Source organism: Aeromonas sp. R2-3, assembly GCF_040908375.1.
GTDB classification, from domain to species: domain Bacteria; phylum Pseudomonadota; class Gammaproteobacteria; order Enterobacterales; family Aeromonadaceae; genus Aeromonas; species Aeromonas veronii.
Genome location: NZ_JBFODP010000032.1, coordinates 98,569 through 117,961 on the forward strand (window position 1 = coordinate 98,569; position 19,393 = coordinate 117,961).

Genomic DNA, 19,393 nt, shown 5'->3' on the forward strand with positions numbered 1-19,393 from the left:
AATGACGACCAAAATAAATATCGAAGGGAGTGGAAAACAACGTTGCCAGGAACAAGTGCAGTGTGACTGTATAATAACGGCGGCGGGTTTATCTTCCCGAATGGGTACTTGGAAAATGATGCTACCTTATTGCCAGGGGACAATGCTTGATGCAAGTCTCAAAAATGCCCTGGCTTTTTGTCAGCGGGTTATTCTGGTGGTGGGCCATCGTGGCGAGGAGCTTCAAGCCCGCTACGGATCACGGCCGGATATTGTTGTCGTCCACAATCCCGACTATCGGCAGGGGCTGGGCAGCTCCATCCGCTGCGCCCTGGCGGCCAGTGACGCTGACTACCTCTTTATCAGCCACGGGGATCTCCCCTGTATCCCGCGCGATGTCTATCAACAGCTCTGGCAGACACGGGGCTGTGAGACACTCTTTCCCACCTGGCAGGGGGAGGCGGGTCATCCGGTGTTGCTGCCAAAATCCATCGCAAGGGAGCTGGCTACCGCGCCGGCACAAGGTTCGGTGCGCCGCTGGTTGCAAGGGCATCCACACCGTATGGTGCCAGTTGACAGCCCCGCTATCCTGTTTGATGTGGATACCCCGGAGCGCTATCAGGCGCTGCTGGGTGGCATTCTTGAAAATGAGAGTTAGCCCACGAAATAACCCTGTTTTAAAAAGATAACGGGGAGATAAATGGCGTATCAAAGTGATATTTCTCGCACTTGATCTGATAGGGTGAGTTCTTTTTAATCAGCTCATTAAGTAAATTCCAGAGTGATTGATAACTACTCGCAATACCCATAATGGTGGCATCGTAAATTCTCATCATTAATTGGAGCTGCCTCACGCTTTCACCCTAAAAAATAGTTTTGTAACTCGTTTTGTAACTGTAGTGGCCTGATTGTTGCTCTTCTCCTTGCCAAGGGGGAACACCCGTGCGGGATACCCCATTTATTCATGCTGCCAATGGGCAGAACAGCTGCAAGGAGATAGCCATGGGCGATATTATGCGACCCGTTCCGTTCAAGAACCTGCTGACCCGTATTTTTGCGGAATATAAAGAAAGTCAGAGCATTTTCGGTATTCCCGCCGCGCAATTCTATCGCAAGCAGGACGAGCGCAAGATCAAGGTGTTCGGTGAAACCTGCGAGACCCCCATCGGCCCGGCAGCCGGCCCCCATACCCAATTGGCCCAGAACATCGTCACCTCTTGGCTGACCGGCGGGCGCTTTATCGAGCTCAAGACGGTGCAGATCCTGGACCGTCTCGAACTGGAAAAGCCCTGTATCGACGCCGAGGATGAGTGCTTCAACACCGAGTGGTCTACCGAGTTCACCCTGCCCAAGGCGTTTGACGAGTATCTGAAAGCCTGGTTTGCCCTCTATCTGCTGGAGGAGGTGTTTGACCCCCGCCTCGATGGAGAGGCCAAATCCTTCATCTTCAACATGAGCGTGGGCTACAACCTTGATGGCATCAAACAGCCACCGATGCAGCAGTTTATCCACAGCCTGATGGATGCTAGCAGCACTCCGAAATTTGCCGAGTACCAGCAGGTGCTGCGCGAGCTGGTGTCCGACGAGCAGTTTATCGCCGAGCTGGGGCTGGGGGCGCGCCGCGATCGTCTGCAACAGCTGGTGGATCGCATCCCGGCCAATCTGGTGCACGGCGTCACCCTCTCCACCATGCACGGCTGCCCGCCGAACGAGATCGAGGCCATCTGCCGCTACATGCTGGAGGAGAAGGGACTCAACACCTTCGTCAAACTGAACCCGACCCTGCTGGGCTACCCGCGGGTGCGCGAGATCCTCGATACCTGCGGCTTTGATTACATTGGGCTGAGTGAAGAGTCGTTCGATCACGACCTCAAGCTGGATCAGGCCAAAGCCATGCTGACTCGCTTGATGGCGCTGGGGGCCGAGAAGGGGCTCACCTTCGGGGTCAAGCTCACCAATACCCTTGGCACCATCAACCGCAAGGGGGCGCTGCCGGGGGATGAGATGTACATGTCCGGCCGGGCGCTGTTCCCGCTCTCCATCAACGTGGCCGCCGTGCTGTCCCGTGCCTTCGATGGCAAGCTGCCCATCTCCTATTCGGGCGGCGCCAGCAAGTTCAACATCGCCGAGATCTTCGAGACCGGTATCCGTCCCATCACCATGGCCACCGACCTGCTGAAACCGGGCGGCTACCTGCGTCAGATCGAGTGCCTCAAAGAGATCGACGCCTCTGACAGCTGGGGCATGAGTCAGGTGGATGTGGCCAAGCTGGAAGCGCTTGCCGCCAAGGCGCTCACCATGGATTACACCCAGAAGGAGTGGAAGTCCGAGGACCGCATCGAAGTGGGTGGTGGCCTGCCGCTGACCGACTGCTACGTGGCGCCCTGCGTCACCGCCTGCGCCGTGCATCAGGATATCCCCGAGTACATTCGTCTGATGGGCGAGGGAGAGTATGTGGCAGCCCTTGAGCTGATTTATCAGCGCAACGCCTTGCCTGCCATCACCAGCCACATCTGCGATCACCAGTGCCAGTACAACTGCACCCGTCTCGATTACGACAGTGCGCTCAATATCCGCGAGCTGAAAAAAGTGGCGCTGGAGCGCGGCTGGGAAGGGTACAAGGCGCGCTGGCACAAGCCGGCAGGCAGTGGTGACAAGCACCCGGTTGCAGTCATTGGCGCCGGCCCGGCTGGTCTCTCCGCCGGTTACTTCCTGGCCCGTGCCGGCCACCCGGTCACCGTGTTCGAGCGCGAAGCGGATGCCGGTGGCGTGGTCAAGCACATCATCCCCGAGTTCCGCATTCCGGCTGAGCTTATCCAGCATGACATCGACTTTGTCGCCGCCCACGGGGTCAAGTTCGAGTTTGGTTGCGATCCGGCGCTCACCGTCGACAAGCTGCACGCCCGGGGCTTTAGCTATGTCTTCGTCGGCATCGGTGCCGACAAGAACGGGGGCATGCGCCTCGATGGGGGTCATGAGCGGATTTATAAGTCTTTTAACTTCCTGCGCAGCTTCAATCAGGGCAAACCGCTGCCGCTGGGCCGCCATGTGGCTGTGGTTGGTGCCGGCAACACCGCCATGGACTGCGCCCGCGCCGCCCTCAAGGTGCCCGGTGTCAGCGATGTCACCGTGATCTACCGTCGCAGCGAAAAGGAGATGCCCGCCTATCGCGAGGAGTATCTGGAAGCGGTGGAGGATGGGGTGCGTTTCTGCTTCCTCACCAATCCGGAGCGTTTTGAGAAAGATGGCAAGCTCACCGTGCGGATGATGGCGCTGGGGGATCCTGACGAGCAGGGCCGCCGCCGTCCGGTGCCCACCGAGCAGACCGAAGTGATGCAGATGGATGCCCTGATCACCGCCATCGGCGAGCAGCCTGACTGCGAGGTGCTCAAAGCGATGGGGATTCCCCTTGGCAGCGATGGCTGGCCCGAGGTGGATAGCCAGACCGGCGAAACCAGCCGTCGCAACGTCTTCCTCATCGGTGACGTGCAGAGTGGCCCGTCCTCCATTGTCGGCGCCATCGGTGGTGCCCGCCGCGCCGCGGATCTGGTGCTCTCTCGCGAGCATATCGCCAGCCAGCAGAGTGAAGTGACCATCCAGCCGTCGGGCAAGGATGAGATCTACCGCCGCAAGGGGAGCATCGCCGTCACCATGGTTGACAAGAACGAGCGCGATGCATTCGTGGCGCAAGAGGCGCACCGGTGCCTCGAGTGCAACTACCTCTGCAGCAAGTGCGTGGATGTCTGCCCCAACCGGGCCAACATCGCCATCGCGGTACCGGGCTTCAAGGATCAGTTCCAGACCCTGCACCTGGATGCCTACTGCAACGAATGTGGCAACTGTGCCCAGTTCTGCCCGTGGCAGGGCAAGCCCTATCAGGACAAGGTCACCATCTTCAGCCTGCCCGAGGACTTCGACAACAGCCGCAACCCCGGTTTCTATCTGGCTGACGGGGGCGAACTGCGGGTGCGTCAGGATGGCGAGACCTATCGCCTGACCATAGATGCCCAGAGCCGGATCAAGGATGCGCCAGCGGCCCTTGGCGACATGTGCCGGATCATCAGCCATGTCCATGCTCATCACCACTACCTGCTGGGGGCCGTCGAGGCCTGAGCGAACCACGAATAAGCGAAGGAGCAAACCATGTTTATTCTGAAGAACGTCACCGCGGTCCAGCTGGAGCCGACCCGGGTGCTGGAAGGGGTGGATATCGCCATCGAAGGATCGCTTATCAAAGCGGTGGGGCCCAATCTGCGGGCCCTCTACCCGGAGGCCAACTATCGGGAGATGGGGGGCAAGCTGGTGATGCCGGGCATCGTCTGTGCCCACAACCACTTCTACTCCGGCCTGTCGCGGGGGATCATGGCCAATATCGCCCCTTGCCCAGATTTTATTTCCACCCTGAAAAATCTCTGGTGGCGGCTTGATCGGGCGCTCGATGAAGAGTCCCTCTACTACAGCGGCCTCATCTGCTCGCTGGAAGCGATCCAGAGCGGTTGCAGTGCGGTGATCGACCACCACGCTTCGCCCAACTTCATCAAGGGTTCCCTGAATGTATTGCGCAAAGGGTTTGTGGAGGCGGGTCTGCGCGGCATGACCTGCTTCGAGACCACGGATCGCAACGGCGGCCTCGCCGAGCTGCAGGCCGGGGTAGAGGAGAACATCCTGTTCGCCCAACAGATCGATGCGACCAAAGCCAAGGGGAGCGAGCCATATCTGGTGGAGGCCCATATCGGTGCCCACGCCCCCTTCACCGTACCTGACGAGGGGCTGGCCATGCTGCGCGAAGCGGTGCAGGTCACCGGTCGTGGTCTGCATATCCATGTGGCGGAAGATCGCTACGACATGGCCCACGGCCACCACCACTATGGCAAGGAGCCCATCGCCCGGCTGGACGAGTTTGGCCTTATCGACAGCAAGACCCTGATCGCCCACGGTATCTACCTGAGCCCGGCCGACATCGAGCTGCTCAACAGCCGCGATGCCTTCCTGGTGCATAACGCCCGCTCCAACATGAACAACCATGTGGGCTACAACATGCACCTGCCGGAGTATCGCAATCTGGCGCTTGGCACCGACGGCATCGGCTCCGACATGCTCGAAGAGCTCAAGTTCGCCTACTTCAAACACAAGGATGCCGGTGGCGCGCTCTGGCCCGACAGCTTTGCCCGCTTCCTGTGGAACGGCAACACCTTGCTGGAACGCAACTTCGGCGCCAAATTTGGCCGCCTGGAGCCGGGCTACAAGGCCGACCTCACCATCTGTGATTACGACGCACCGACCCCGCTGGCGCCGCGCAACCTCGGGGGCCATCTCGCCTTTGGTATGGGATCGAACAGCGTCAACAGCGTGATGGTGGAGGGGCGCATGGTCTATCAGGATCGCGAGTTCCCGTTCGATGTCGCGCCCATTTATGAGCAGGCCAGCAAGGTGGCGAGCCGCCTGTGGCAACGGATGGATCAGCTGGCCTAAGGCCACCTTCCACAGTTTTGGACCGGATTGCCCGCCCTGTGGATTTTCCCGGCGGCGGGCAGCAAGAGTAAGGACGACACATGATTGAGCAATTCTTCCGACCCGAGCAACTGGGTCAGGCTTTGGAACTCAAGGCCAGTTTCGGCAACGACGCCGTCTACATGGGGGGCGGCAGCAAGCTTAACGCCGCCCCGACCCGCACCGACAAGAAGGTCGCTATCTCGCTGGACAAGCTGGGACTGAACCAGATTGAGCAACAGCACGGCCAGCTCCATATCGGCGCCACCGTCACCCTGCAGACCCTGAAAGATGATCCCCGCACCCCGGCCGCCCTGTGCGAGGCGCTGGGGTTTGTCTACTCCCGCCATCTGCGCAATCAGGCCACCATTGGCGGCGAAATTGCCTGCCAGCAGCAGGACTCCCCGCTGCTGCCGGTACTGCTGGTACTCGAAGCCGTGGTCGTGCTGGAGAACAACCTGCTGCAACCCATCGATGCCTATCTGGCGGGCCAGCGCAATGCCCTGGTGCTGGGGATTGTGCTGCCGGAGCCCGAACTGCGCTGCGCCACTCGCCGCATCAGCCGCAATGCCGATGGCCTGGCGGTGATGACCGCCGCCGTGGCCCTCGACAGCATTGGTGAGATGCGGGTGGCCGTCGCTGGCGTCACCCCGCAGCCGATGCGTCTGCGGGACCTGGAGCGCCGCGAACTGCACGATGCCGCGCTGGAGGCCGCCGTAAGCGAGCTGATTGCGCCCCGTGAAGATCTGGCGGGCAGCATAAGTTACAAGCGGTATATCACCGGCGTGGTAGTGGCGGATCTGCTGGTGGATTGCCAGCAGCAGGAGGTGCAAGCATGATGGAACTCAACTTTACCCTGAACGGTGCCCTGCGCACCGTCATCTGCAAAGCCGGCGACAATGCCCAGCGGGTGCTGTTCAATCAGTGCCGGATGCACTCGGTGCGCAACAGCGACGACGGCTTCGGTTTTGCCGGCTCCGACGCCATTCTCTTCAATGGCAAGGTGATCAACGCCTCCCTGCTGATCGCCGCGCAGCTGGATGGATCAGAGGTGCGCACCGCCGAGTCGCTGGGCAGCTGGAACCAGCTCAGTCTGGTACAGCAGGCGATGGTGGATGTGGGGGTGGTGCAGTCCGGCTACAACGATCCGGCCGCCGCGCTCATCGTCACCGACCTGCTTGATCGCCATCCTGAGCCTACCCGTGATCAAATCGACGATGCCCTCTCGGGCCTGTTTCACCGCGATGGCGGTTATCAGCAGTTCTATCAGGCCATCGAGCTTGCCTGTTCACGGATGAAGGATCCCGATTACCTGTGCCAGATCGCCCCCGAGTTTCGCGACGATTTGCGCCATATCGGCAAGAGCTGTCCGAAAGTGGACGCCGCCAAGATGGTGCAGGCCAAGCCCTGCTACGTGGAGGATCGGGTTACTGAAGATGCGCTGATCATCAAGATGCTGCGCAGTCCCCATCCCCATGCTGTGATCACCAAACTCGACGTGAGCCGCGCGCAAGCGCTGCCGGGCGTCGTGCATGTCATCACCCACCTCAACTGCCCGGATGTGTTTTACACCCCGGGTGGCCAGAGTGCTCCCGAGCCGTCACCGCTCGATCGCCGCATGTTCAGCCGCAAGGTGCGCCACGTAGGTGACCGGGTGGCCGCCGTGGTGGCCGAGAGCGAAGCCATCGCATTGGCAGCCCTGAAACTCATCGAGGTTGAGTATCAGGTGCTGCCAGCGGTCATGAATATCGATGAGGCGATGGCCCCCAATGCACCGCTGGTCCACGACGAGCCCATTGTCTACATGGCCGGTGCGCCGGCGGATCTCGAGCAGCAGAACGCCTGCTCGGTACGCCGTGGCGACGAGCACATGATCATCAACTTCCCCATCGGCTCCCGCCCGCACGAGAACCTGGCCGCCAGCGTCCATGGCCAGATCGGTGATGTGGCCAAAGGCTTTGCCGAGGCGGACGAGATAGTCGAACGCACCTACGAATCGACCCAGGCCCAGCAGTGCCCGACCGAGCCGCACATCTGCTTCACCTACATGGATGGGGATCGTCTGGTTATTCACGCATCCACTCAGGTGCCGTGGCACGTGCGCCGTCAGGTGGCGCGCATTGTCGGCATGAAGCAGCACCAGGTGCATGTGATCAAGGAGCGGGTAGGGGGCGGCTTTGGCTCCAAGCAGGATATCCTGCTGGAAGAGGTGTGCGCCTGGGCGACCAAGGTCACCGGCCGTCCGGTCACCTTCCGCTACACCCGTGAAGAGGAGTTCATCAGCAACACCTCCCGCCACGTGGCCAAGGTGAAGGTGAAAGTGGGGGCCAAAAAAGATGGCACCATCACCGCCATCGACATGGATTTTCGCGCCAACACCGGCCCTTACGGCAACCACTCATTGACGGTGCCGAGCAACGGCCCGGCGCTCTCTTTGCCGCTCTACCCGTGCGACAACGTGCGCTTTACCGTCAACACCTACTACAGCAACATTTGCCCGACCGGCGCCTATCAGGGTTACGGCGCGCCCAAGGGCAACTTCGCCCTGACCATGGCCATTGCCGAACTGGCCGAGAAACTGGGGATCGATCAGCTCGACATGGTGGAGCACAACCGGGTGCACGAAGGGGACATCCTCAAGGTGCTGGGCGCCATCGGCGAGGGCAAGATGCCCACTTCTGTGCCCCACGCTGCCAGTTGCGCCCTCGAACCCATCCTCAAACAGGGTCGAGAGCTTATCGCTTGGGACAGTCCCAAACCCGCCGACGGGGATTGGCGCATCGGCCGCGGCGTCGCCATCATCATGCAAAAATCGGGAATCCCGGATATCGATCAGGCCAACTGCATGGTCAAGCTGGAATCGGACGGCACCTTTATCGTCCACTCCGGTGGCGCCGATATCGGCACCGGCCTCGATACCGTGGTCGCCAAGCTGACCGCCGAGGTGCTCGGTTGCCCGCTCAGCGATGTGCATGTGATCTCTGGCGACACCGACCATGCCCTGTTCGACAAGGGAGCCTACGCCTCGTCAGGTACCTGCTTTTCCGGCAACGCGGCCAAGATGGCGGCCGAGAACCTCAAGGCGAAGATCCTGTTCCACGGCGCCGCCATGCTGGGCGAGCCGGTCGAAGACGTAGAGCTGGTTCACCCGGGCATAGTACGCGGCAAGCAGGGGGAGGTGAGTCTCGCCAAGCTGGCCCACAAGGCGGAAACAGGTACCGGCTTCGGTATCCTGGTGGGCACTGCCAGCTACATCACCTCGGAGCTTGCCTTCCCGTATGGGGCCAACTTCGCCGAGGTGGCGGTCAACGTCAGAACCGGCGAGATCCGACTCGACAAGTTCTACGCCCTGCTCGACTGCGGCACCCCCATCAACCCGGAGCTGGCCCTCGGCCAGATCTACGGGGCGACCATGCGGGCCATCGGCCACACCATGAGCGAGGAGATCTGCTACGACAGCAAGGGCATCCCGCTAACCCGGGATCTGAAGAGCTATGGCGCGCCCAAGATTGGCGACATTCCCCGCGACTTCCGGGCCTTCCTGGTACCGAGTGATGACAAGGTTGGCCCCTACGGCGCCAAGTCCATCTCGGAGATCGGGGTCAACGGCGCGGCGCCCGCCATCGCTACCGCCATCCACGACGCCTGCGGTGTCTGGCTGCGCAAGTGGCACTTCACGCCGGAGCAGATCCTGCGCGAACTGGGCAAGCTGGAGCAAAAAGTGTCGGCATAACAAAAGAAAAGGTGAGGGGCGGGCGCCAGCTCGCCCCCAGCGCCTGACGGCGGAATGAGTACTCCGCCTACATTCTGTGTGATGGGACAAACACGATGTCTAAAACAACACGCAAGCACTCGGATCTCATTTACGAGCTGGAAGACAAACCCCCGTTCTATCAAACCCTGATGGGCGCAGTGACCCATCTGCTGGCGATTTTTGTCCCCATGGTGACTCCGGCGCTGATCGTCGGCGGCGCCCTGGGCCTATCCACCGAGATCACCGCCTATCTGGTCTCCATGGCGATGATCGCCTCCGGTATCGGCACCTGGCTGCAGGTAAACCGTTATGGCCCCATCGGGTCTGGGCTGCTCTCCATCCAGTCGGTCAACTTCTCCTTCGTCACCGTGATGATCGCGCTCGGCGGCGCCATGAAAAAAGATGGCATCCACGAGGAGCTGATCGTCTCGACTCTGCTCGGGGTCTCCTTTGTCGGTGCCTTTCTGGTGATGGGCTCCTCCTTTGTGCTGCCCTACCTCAAGCGGGTGATCACCCCGACCGTGAGCGGGGTAGTGGTGCTGATGATTGGTCTGAGCCTTATCAAGGTGGGGATCATCGACTTTGGCGGCGGCTTCTCCGCCATGAGCAGCGGCACCTTTGGCAAATACGAGCACATCGGGCTGGGGCTCTTGGTGCTCTGTGTCATCGTCGCCTTCAACTGCAGCCGAAGCCCGCTGCTGCGGATGAGCGGCATTGCCATCGGCCTGATGGTGGGTTATGCAGTGGCCCTGATGCTCGGTATGGTGGATTTCTCCGCCCTTGAGGACCTGCCGCTTATTACGGTGCCGATCCCGTTCAAGTACGGTTTCTCCTTCGATTTTCACGCCTTTATGTTGGCGGGCACCATCTATCTGTTGAGCGTGCTGGAGGCGGTGGGGGACATCACCGCCACCGCCATGGTCTCTCACCGGGATATTCAGGGCCCCGAGTTTCAAAAGCGGCTCTCCGGCGGCGTACTGGCGGACGGTCTGGTCTCGGTGATCGCCTCTGCCCTCGGCTCTTTGCCACTCACCACCTTTGCCCAGAACAACGGCGTCATCCAGATGACCGGGGTGGCGTCACGCCATGTGGGCAAGTTTATTGCCGTCATTCTGGTGCTGCTGGGGCTCTTCCCGGTGGTGGGGCGCTTCTTTACCACCATACCGTCACCTGTGATGGGGGGCGCCATGGTCATCATGTTCTCCATGATCGCCATCGCTGGTGGTCGCATCATCATCAGCCACGGCTTCGATCGGCGGGAGACTCTGATTGTCGCCACCTCGCTGGGTCTTGGGCTTGGCGTTTCCTATGACCCGAACGTCTTCAAGGTGCTGCCGGCGGGTATCTACATGCTGGTGGAGAACCCCATCTGCGCTGGCGGCATCACCGCCATCATCATGAATCTGGTGCTGCCGCAAAGCCGCAAACGCAAGGCGGCCGTCAGGGATGCCGAGGCGGTTGAAGTGATCCAGCTGAGCGACAAGCCGGATGTGAGCTTTACCGCCCGCAGTGCGGGCCAGCCATCGGCCAGCAAGGGGGAGGGTTCACCAGAGCCAGTGCCCGGGCAGGCGGTGGCGCCACAAGTGGAACGGATCTGACGGTTAAATCGGCAAAAAAACGTCAACAGAACAAGAAAAACAGGGAAACGGTTATGAAAAACGACAACTCTGTCAAAGCGGTACGCGGCAGTTTCTTCGATATCACCCGGGTGGTGGATCAGCCCGAGGAGATTGAGTCCAACGCCCGTCTTATCGAGGATGGTCTGCTGATCATTCGCAACGGCTGCATCGACTGGTTTGGTGAGTGGGAGGAGGGCAAGGATCGCATTCCGGCCGAAGTGCGGGTGCGCGATTATCGCGGCAAGATGATAGTGCCGGGCTTTGTCGATACCCACATTCACTATCCCCAGAGCGAGATGGTAGGGGCCTATGGCGAGCAGCTGCTGGAGTGGCTCAACCGCCACACCTTCCCGGCCGAGCGGCGCTACAACGATCTCGAGTATGCCCGCGAGATGTCCACCTTCTTTATCAAGCAGTTGCTGCGCAACGGCACCACCACGGCGCTGGTGTTCGGCACAGTGCACCCCGAGTCGGTAGACGCCCTGTTCGAGGCGGCCAGCCGCATCAATATGCGGATGATCGCCGGCAAAGTGATGATGGATCGCAATGCACCCGACTATCTGCTCGACACCGCCGAGATCAGCTATGTGCAGAGCAAGCAGCTTATCGAGCGCTGGCACGGCAACGGTCGACTGCTCTATGCCATCACACCACGATTTGCACCCACCTCGACACCCGAGCAGCTGGCGATGGCGCGGCGACTGCGCGAAGAGTTTCCCACCACCTATCTGCACACCCATCTGTGCGAAAACAATGATGAGATCGCCTGGGTCAAATCTCTTTTCCCGGCGCACAAGGGTTATCTCGATGTCTATCACCAGCATGGGCTGACCGGCCACAACTGCGTGTTTGCCCACTGCGTCCATCTGGAAGAGCAGGAGTGGGATTGCCTGAAGGAGACCGGCTCCACCATCGCCTTCTGCCCCACATCGAATCTTTATCTGGGCAGCGGCCTGTTCAAGCTGCACAAGGCGTGGCGCAAGCAGGTGAAGGTGGGGATGGGCACCGACATAGGCGCCGGCACCACCTTCAACATGCTGCAGACCCTCAACGAGGCCTACAAGGTGATGCAGTTGCAGGGCGAGCGGCTCTCGGCCTATCAGGCCTTTTATCTGGCGACCCTGGGCGGCGCTCATTCGCTGGGGCTGGACGAGAAGATCGGCAGCTTTGCGGTGGGCAAGGAGGCGGACTTCGTGGTGCTCGACCCGGTCGCCACCCCGCTGCAGCAGCTGCGTTATGACAACTCCACCACCCTGCGGGACAAGCTCTTTGTGCTGTTGACCCTGGGGGATGACAGATCCATCTACCGCACCTATGTGGATGGCCAACTGGTGCATGAACGGGGGTAGGGCTTGTAGTGGGCTGCCGCGGCGCAGCCCCAACGAATACGGCGGCTGGCGTGCCCCACAGGGGCGCCAGTCTTGCCGCACCACAGGGGATCTCCCCGCATAGAACGTGAAATGGCCCGGTTTTTTTGACCAGCAAGGCAAACGTTTGAGTCAAGGCTGCCTGCCCTGGTCTGTCTGTCGCATCTTCTGCCACCATCGCCTGTTTCTCATCAGACTGGCGCTCGGCAGACCCGCAGATCCTGTCGCCATTTCGTCATGGAACATTCAGGCGCGTGTGAAGGAGTTGGGTATGACCCAAGCAAACAGCAGGACAAACAGCGTGGAACAGCTGGCCAATGATGACGCCAGCCAGAGCGCAGCAAAGCAACAGCCGCTCACGGCTCTTGATCGCTACTTTATGATCAGCGAGCGGGGCAGCAATGTCAGACAGGAGGTGCTGGCGGGCCTCACCACCTTCCTTGCCATGGTCTACTCGGTGATCGTGGTGCCGAGCATGCTCGGCAAGGCGGGCTTTCCCCCCGGCGCCGTGTTTGTCGCCACCTGTCTGGTGGCGGGGTTCGGTTCGCTCTTGATGGGGCTCTGGGCCAAGTTGCCGATGGCCATCGGTTGCGCTATTTCCCTCACGGCGTTTACTGCATTCAGTCTGGTGCTGGGGCAGCAGATCCCCATTCCGGTGGCGCTGGGGGCCGTCTTCCTGATGGGGGTACTCTTTACCGCTATCTCGGTGACCGGGGTGCGTAGCTGGATCCTCGACAACCTGCCGATGGGAATTGCCCACGGTACCGGCATCGGGATTGGTCTCTTCTTGCTGCTTATCGCCGCCAACGGGGTGGGGCTGGTGATCAAGAACCCGCTCGAGGGGCTGCCGGTGGCGCTGGGGGCTTTTACCTCGATGCCGGTCATTATGTCCCTGATCGGCCTTGCGGTGATCTTCGGGCTGGAGAAGCTCAGAGTACCGGGGGGGATCCTGCTGGTGATCATCGCCATCTCCATCTTCGGCCTTATCTTCGATCCGGCGGTGAAGTATCAGGGGCTGTTCGCCCTGCCGAGCCTCTCGGACGATCAGGGCAAGTCCCTCATCTTCAGTCTGGATATCATGGGGGCCCTCTCGCCGCTGGTGTTGCCCAGCGTGCTGGCGCTGGTAATGACGGCGGTATTCGATGCCACCGGCACCATCCGCGCCGTGGCGGGGCAGGCCAACCTGCTCGATAAGGATGGTCACATAATCAACAGCGGCAAGGCGCTCAGTGCCGACTCGGTCAGCAGCATCTTCTCCAGTCTGGTGGGGGCGGCCCCCGCGGCCGTCTATATCGAATCGGCGGCTGGCACGGCGGCGGGAGGCAAAACCGGCCTCACCGCGACCGTGGTTGGTGGCCTGTTCCTGCTGATGCTGTTCCTCTCGCCGCTCTCTTATCTGGTGCCGGCCTATGCCACCGCACCGGCCCTGATGTATGTGGGTCTCCTGATGCTGAGCAACGTCACCAAACTCGATTTCGATGACTTTGTCGGGGCCATGTCCGGGCTGGTGTGCGCCGTCTTTATCGTACTCACCTGCAACATCGTGACCGGCATCATGCTTGGCTTCAGCTCGCTGGTGATCGGCCGTATCTGCTCGAAGGAGTGGCACAAGCTCAACGTCGGCACCGTGGTCATCGCCCTGGCGCTGGTGCTCTTTTATGCTGGGGGGTGGGCTATTTAGGGATAACCCTCCCGTTTGGGGTCGCTCTGGCGGCCCCATTTTTATGCCTGTTATTTTTAGCCCGCCCATGCAGGCATTATGCCTAGGCTGTCTCCGCAGTTGGGGGGCATCGCGATACCATTTTGATAAATCCCCCTACCAGATTGATAGGCTCTCGCCCTTGTTGTCCTCGCCATGCCGATTTTTTCACCGCCGACGGGCCACATTTGCTCAGGGGCTGCCCCTGGCTTGTCGCTGCGGGCCAACAAAAGCGGGCTAGATGGGATCCCCTTCACACTTCTCCCCATTCTCCTGACGATGGCGGGAAACAGGCGCATATCTTGCTGTTTTTTATGCCGGTTCCAGATTTTTCCATTCGAAAAAGGACTTGCATATGTCCATAGGATTACCGCTCAAGCGGGTGGATGCCGAGGCCAAGGTGACCGGCAGCGCTCGCTATACCGATGACAACATCATGCTCGGGATGCGCCACGCCAAGTATGTGCGAAGCAATATTGCCCACGGCAAGGTGCTTGCCATCGATGCGACCGAAGCACTGGCCCTGCACGGGGTCGAAGCCGTGTTTACCCATGAAGATGTCCCCACCACCTGTTTTCGTACCGCCGGTCACGCCTGGTCTCTCGATGAGGCGAAACGGGATGTGAAAGACCGGCGTCTGCTCACCGACCATGTACGTCACTTTGGTGATGGAGTTGCCATCGTGGTGGCCCGCGATCCGCTGGTGGCCGAAAAAGCGGCCGCGCTGGTCAAGGTGACCTACGAACCGCTACCGGTGATGACGGATGCCGAAAGTGCGCTGGCCGACGGTGCCTATCCCATTCACCCGAGCGGCAATTTGCTGCGCCAAAGTCAGCTTCGCGCCAATGACCCGGAGCATGCTATCGCTGCGGCCGATCTGCAGTTTCAGGGGCACTACCGGACGCCGGTGGTGCAGCACTGCCATCTGGAGACGGTGACCTGCTACGCCTACATGGATCAGCCGGACCACATCATAGTGGTCAGCAGTACTCAGATCCCCCAGATAGTGCGCAGCCGGGTGGCCAAGTCCCTCGGTCTGCCCTGGTCGAGCGTGCGGGTGATCAAGCCCTATATGGGCGGCGGTTTTGGCAACAAGCAGGACGTGCTGGAAGAGCCGATGGCGGCGTTTTTGAGCTACAAGCTCGGCGGCGTGCCGGTCAAGGTGACCCTGAGCCGGGAGGAGTGCTTTTTTGCCTCCCGCACCCGCCACGGCTTTGCCATCGACGGCAAGATGGGCCTCAATCGCGACGGCACCCTCAAGGGCTATCAGCTCGACGTGCTCTCCAACACCGGCGGCTATGCCTCTCACGGCCATTCCATCGCCAGCGCCGGTGGCAACAAGATCAGCTACCTCTATCCGCGCAGCGCCTTCGGTTATGACGCCAAGACCTTCTACAGCAACCTGCCCACCGCCGGTGCCATGCGCGGTTACGGCGCGCCCCAGGTGATTTTTGCCCTCGAGTGCATGCTGGATGATGCCTGCGCCGAACTGGGGCTGGATCCGCTCGATGTGCGGATCGCCAACGTGGCGCGCGAGGGGGATGTCAATCAGGTCAACCAGAAGACCATCTACAGCGCCGGGTTGCCGGACTGTCTGCTGCGTGGTCGCGAGATGTTCGAGTGGGATCGACTCAAGGCCGAGTGTCTGGGGCAGGATCCTGCCAGCCGGGTGCGGCGCGGCATCGGGGTTGCGTGCTTTAGCTACGGCTCCAACACCTATCCGGTGGGGGTCGAAATTGCTGGCGCCCGCATGCTGCTCAATCAGGATGGCACCGTCAATCTGCAGATCGGTGCCACCGAGATAGGGCAGGGGTCGGATACCGTATTTGCCCAGATGGCGGCCCAGACATTGGGCATTCCGTTTGAGCAGATCCGGGTCATCTCGACTCAGGATACCGACATTACCGCCTACGATCCTGGCTCGTTCGCCTCGCGTCAGAGCTATGTGGCGGCCCCCGCGATTCATCAGGCGGCGCTGCAACTGCGGGCCCGCATTCTGTCGCTGGCAGCCCAGCTCTGCCATCAGGATGTAGGGTCGCTGACCCTGATCGACGGCTACGTGGTGCTGGCCGGTGCGCCGGACAAGGTGCTGATCAGCGTCGCCGAGGTGTCGGTCAACGCCTACTACCACCTCACTATCGGCGGCCAGATCACCTCCGAGGTCTCCCACAAGACCACCACCAATCCGCCGAGCTTTGGTTGCACCTTTGTCGATCTCAGCGTCGATATCGATCTCTGCAAGGTAACCATCAATCGCATCATCAACCTGCACGATGCAGGCAAGATCCTCAATCCGCAGCTGGCGGAGGGGCAGGTGCATGGCGGCATGGGGATGGGGATCGGCTGGTCGCTGTTCGAGGAGATGATCATCGACGCCAAGAGCGGCGTGGTGCGCAACCCCAACCTGCTCGACTACAAGTTCCCCACCATGCTGGACTTGCCCGAGCTCGAATGCGATTTCGTGCAGACCTACGAGCCCCAGTCGGTCTATGGCCACAAATCCCTGGGGGAACCGCCCATCATCTCGCCGGGTCCCGCCATCCGTAACGCCATTCGCATGGCGACCGGGGTAGCCATCAACGAGCTGCCCATCACCCCCAAGACCCTGTTCCGGGAGTTTGTCGCGGCGGGTTTGATTGGCAAGGGAGCAGGGGAGGAGCAACACCATGTTTGATATTGCCCGTTACTACAAGGCGCACAGTGTGGCCGAGGCGGTCGCCCTGCGTCAGGCTGACCCCGAGGCGCGTTTGCTGGCCGGTGGCACCGATGTGATGATCCAGCTGCATCACCTCAACGCCGCCTATCGTCATATCGTCGATATTCACGACTTGCCCGAACTCAAAGGGGTGAGCGAGCTGGCTGACGGTTCTATCCGCATCGGCTCCGGCACCACCTTTACCGAGCTCATCGAAAACGAACTGGTGCAGCGCCGCCTGCCGATGCTGGCCGAAGCCGCTGCCACCATCGCCGGCCCGCAGATCCGCAACGTCGCCACCTATGGCGGCAATATCTGCAACGGCGCCACCAGTGCAGACTCGGCGGCGCCAACAGTGGCGCTGGAAGCGGAGCTGGAGATCGCCGGGCCAGACGGCACACGCCGCATTCCCATCGCCGGTTTTCACACTGGCCCCGGCAAGGTTGCGCTGCAACCGGCGGAGATCCTGGTGGCATTCCACTTTGCCCCGGACTCGCCCCCCCATGTGGGCTCCCACTACTTCAAGTACGCCATGCGCGATGCCATGGATATCGCCACCATCGGCTGCGCCGCCTACTGCCAGATTGAGGATGGTCACTTCAAGCGCCTGCGGCTGGCCTATGGGGTGGCGGCCCCGACCCCGGTGCGTACCCCGCACGCAGAAGCGGCAGCCGAAGGGCAACCGCTGACTCGCGCCACACTGGCCGCCATTGCCGAGGCGGTGGTGGCCGATGTGGCGCCGCGATCCTCCTGGCGGGCGGAAAAGGAGTTTCGCCTGCACCTTATCAAAACCCTGGCGCAGCGGGTGGTCGCCTGCGCAGTCGAACGTGCCGGAGGGAAGATCCTATGATGCAACCGCAAAGCTGTCCCGCCGTGGAAATCCAGTGCGAGATCAACGGCAAGCCTTACTCCTATGCAGTGCCGCCCACCATGTCGCTGCTCCACTTCCTGCGCGGGCAGGGGCTGATCAGTGTGAAAGAGGGGTGCAGTGTCGGTGAGTGCGGCGCCTGTACCGTGCGGGTGAATGGCACTGCCATCGACAGCTGCCTCTATCTGGCGGTCTGGGCCGATGGCAAATCCATTCGCACCGTGGAGGGGGAGCGCAAAGGCAATGATCTCTCCGATGTGCAGCAGGCCTTTATCGACGAGGGGGCGGTGCAGTGCGGTTTTTGCACCCCCGGCCTCGTGATGGCGAGCGCGGCCCTGCTCGACAAGACCGCGCGCCGCCCCTTGACCGATGCGGAGATCCGCCGCGGGCTATCGGGGAATCTGTGCCGCTGCACCGGTTATCAGAACGTGGTGCGGGCGGTGAAAAAGTGCTGCAAGGGGTAGCAGACTGAGCGCAAGTGCCGTTGTGTGAAAAAAGGAAATCAAGCCGCCCAAAAACCACAGGCCCGCCTCGAAAGAGGCGGGCCTGCTGCTGACTGGCGCCAGGAGCAATCACACTTTTGGCTGGTCGATCACCAGTTTGCCATCCTTGACCGGAATGGTGGCGCCGGGGGATTGCTTCATGCGGATCACCCCCTCCTGACCGGCGAGGCGATAGGTCACGTCATAGCCGATGGTGCGGGTACTGCTATCCTGCACCGTCTTGCAGCGCTGCTCGGTGGTGGTATAGGTGTCGCCCGCCTGCATATTGCCCTGCACCTGATTGCCGGCGTAGCCACCCGCAACCGCTCCGGCGGCTGTCGCCACCTTCTTGCCGCTGCCACCGCCAAACTGGTGGCCGAGCACACCACCCAGCGCGGCGCCAACCACGGTGCCGAGGATCTTGTTCTCATCCTGCACCGGTTTGCGGTGGGTGAGCGTGACGTTGTGACACTCCTGACGCGGGGTCTGGATGGTCTCTGTGACCGGCTTGCTGGCAATCACCTCGGCAAAGGTGGGGGTCGGTGTAAAGAGCGAGCCACTGGCCGCCGCCGACAGCGCCAGTGCGGAAGCGACGCCAATACCTATACCTGCCATCATGGATCTGTTCATTTTGTTGTTCTCCTGCAATGTCCATTCGAGCTGTTCCAATCTGGCGCCATCTTGTCATAACCGGTTGGCCGGACAAGGCGAGGGGGATGGGCTTGCGACAGGCACTGGCAAGGTCAAAAAACAGCCACCATGAAAAAGTGTCTGGCTTTGGCGACAACGGACTAAAAGTGACCGGTTTCCGACGTGTGGTGAACTTAGCAAGTGTGATAAGGAGCAATTCGAGTCGCAATTTGCAAGGCGGGCGGTGAGCAGAATGCCAGAGTGGCAAAGTGCTGACGGGGGCAGGTCAAGGGAGGTCTTGAGCAAGGGCTCTGTTCGTTGAGATGGCGACGCAAGTGGTTGATAAATGGCTACAGCCCCATCGGATGTTGGCCGATAAGAGATCACGGCAAGCATTTTGCTTTGATTGGGTGAAGCAGAGGGTGAACGGGTCGGCAGACAACTGCGTAAGACCTGATATGAAGACGTTCACCCGAGATCACCGGATCAACGAGGGGGAGATATGTCAATGTTACCCAGCTGGATCACCCCGGCCATCCAGGCCAACATCATCACGGTGCAGCAGGCCGAACGTCTGCTCTCATCCCTCTACCGACCCCTGGCCGAGCAGGGAGAGGAGCTTCCTGCTGATATCGCCGACATCAGCCTCAAGCTCTACTGCTTCCGCCAGCAGGGGCGGGTGCGCCACTAACGATGATTGAGGTAAAGCCTTCGCCATTGGCGGGGGCTCGCTTGCCCGTACTCGCACCGAATACCTCTTCCGCTCTTCCTCTAAGACGTTTTGCTAATACCTGCCGCCACAGGCTCACT

Annotated in this window: 13 protein-coding genes; 12 read left to right on the plus strand and 1 reads right to left on the minus strand. The window is 60.9% G+C overall.

The annotated features are described in order from the left end of the window. The first annotated feature begins 1 nt into the window (after position 1). The 11 genes from mocA to xdhC all read left to right on the plus strand — a co-directional run bounded on the left by mocA (position 2) and on the right by xdhC (position 17,935). Entirely contained in the window at positions 2-637 is a 636-nt protein-coding gene (mocA, locus tag AB5Z02_RS18005; RefSeq protein ID WP_368216576.1) for a molybdenum cofactor cytidylyltransferase, read from the plus strand. 344 nt (positions 638-981) lie between these two features. Continuing rightward, positions 982-4,092, plus strand: coding sequence for a putative selenate reductase subunit YgfK (gene ygfK, locus AB5Z02_RS18010; RefSeq protein ID WP_323935359.1), 3,111 nt, complete (start codon positions 982-984; stop codon positions 4,090-4,092). A gap of 30 nt (positions 4,093-4,122) precedes the next feature. Further along, positions 4,123-5,451: a putative aminohydrolase SsnA gene (ssnA, locus tag AB5Z02_RS18015; protein ID WP_368216577.1), complete on the plus strand. Its 1,329-nt coding sequence runs from the start codon at positions 4,123-4,125 to the stop codon at positions 5,449-5,451. An 80-nt stretch (positions 5,452-5,531) separates the two neighbouring features. Continuing rightward, positions 5,532-6,308 (plus strand): molybdopterin-dependent oxidoreductase FAD-binding subunit, encoded by a 777-nt coding sequence (gene ygfM, locus AB5Z02_RS18020; RefSeq protein WP_201973193.1) that lies wholly within the window; start codon positions 5,532-5,534, stop codon positions 6,306-6,308. Further along, positions 6,305-9,202: a molybdopterin-dependent oxidoreductase Mo/Fe-S-binding subunit gene (locus tag AB5Z02_RS18025; protein WP_368216578.1), complete on the plus strand. Its 2,898-nt coding sequence runs from the start codon at positions 6,305-6,307 to the stop codon at positions 9,200-9,202. The genes ygfM and AB5Z02_RS18025 overlap by 4 nt, the downstream gene beginning before the upstream one ends. A gap of 95 nt (positions 9,203-9,297) precedes the next feature. Beyond that, entirely contained in the window at positions 9,298-10,821 is a 1,524-nt protein-coding gene (locus AB5Z02_RS18030; protein WP_257696236.1) for a nucleobase:cation symporter-2 family protein, read from the plus strand. Between the two features lie 53 nt (positions 10,822-10,874). Further along, on the plus strand, positions 10,875-12,191 hold the full coding sequence (gene guaD / locus AB5Z02_RS18035) for a guanine deaminase (RefSeq protein ID WP_257696237.1): 1,317 nt from the start codon (positions 10,875-10,877) through the stop codon (positions 12,189-12,191). Positions 12,192-12,588: 397 nt separating this feature from the next. After that, complete coding sequence (locus AB5Z02_RS18040) at positions 12,589-13,890, plus strand: NCS2 family permease (RefSeq protein WP_180343373.1); 1,302 nt, start codon at positions 12,589-12,591, stop codon at positions 13,888-13,890. A gap of 373 nt (positions 13,891-14,263) precedes the next feature. Then, positions 14,264-16,582, plus strand: a complete 2,319-nt coding sequence (gene xdhA, locus AB5Z02_RS18045) for a xanthine dehydrogenase molybdenum-binding subunit XdhA (RefSeq protein ID WP_368216579.1) — start codon at positions 14,264-14,266, stop codon at positions 16,580-16,582. Next, positions 16,575-17,453: a xanthine dehydrogenase FAD-binding subunit XdhB gene (xdhB, locus tag AB5Z02_RS18050; protein ID WP_368216580.1), complete on the plus strand. Its 879-nt coding sequence runs from the start codon at positions 16,575-16,577 to the stop codon at positions 17,451-17,453. The genes xdhA and xdhB overlap by 8 nt, the downstream gene beginning before the upstream one ends. Further along, on the plus strand, positions 17,450-17,935 hold the full coding sequence (gene xdhC, locus AB5Z02_RS18055) for a xanthine dehydrogenase iron sulfur-binding subunit XdhC (RefSeq protein ID WP_368216581.1): 486 nt from the start codon (positions 17,450-17,452) through the stop codon (positions 17,933-17,935). The genes xdhB and xdhC overlap by 4 nt, the downstream gene beginning before the upstream one ends. Positions 17,936-18,043: 108 nt before the next feature. Here xdhC and AB5Z02_RS18060 read toward each other — a convergent pair whose 3' ends face one another. Further along, on the minus strand, positions 18,044-18,583 hold the full coding sequence (locus AB5Z02_RS18060) for a glycine zipper 2TM domain-containing protein (protein WP_368216582.1): 540 nt from the start codon (positions 18,581-18,583) through the stop codon (positions 18,044-18,046). Between the two features lie 502 nt (positions 18,584-19,085). On the opposite strand from AB5Z02_RS18060, the gene AB5Z02_RS18065 reads away from it, so the two are divergent. After that, entirely contained in the window at positions 19,086-19,274 is a 189-nt protein-coding gene (locus AB5Z02_RS18065; RefSeq protein ID WP_005345660.1) for a hypothetical protein, read from the plus strand. The last annotated feature ends 119 nt before the right edge of the window (positions 19,275-19,393 follow it).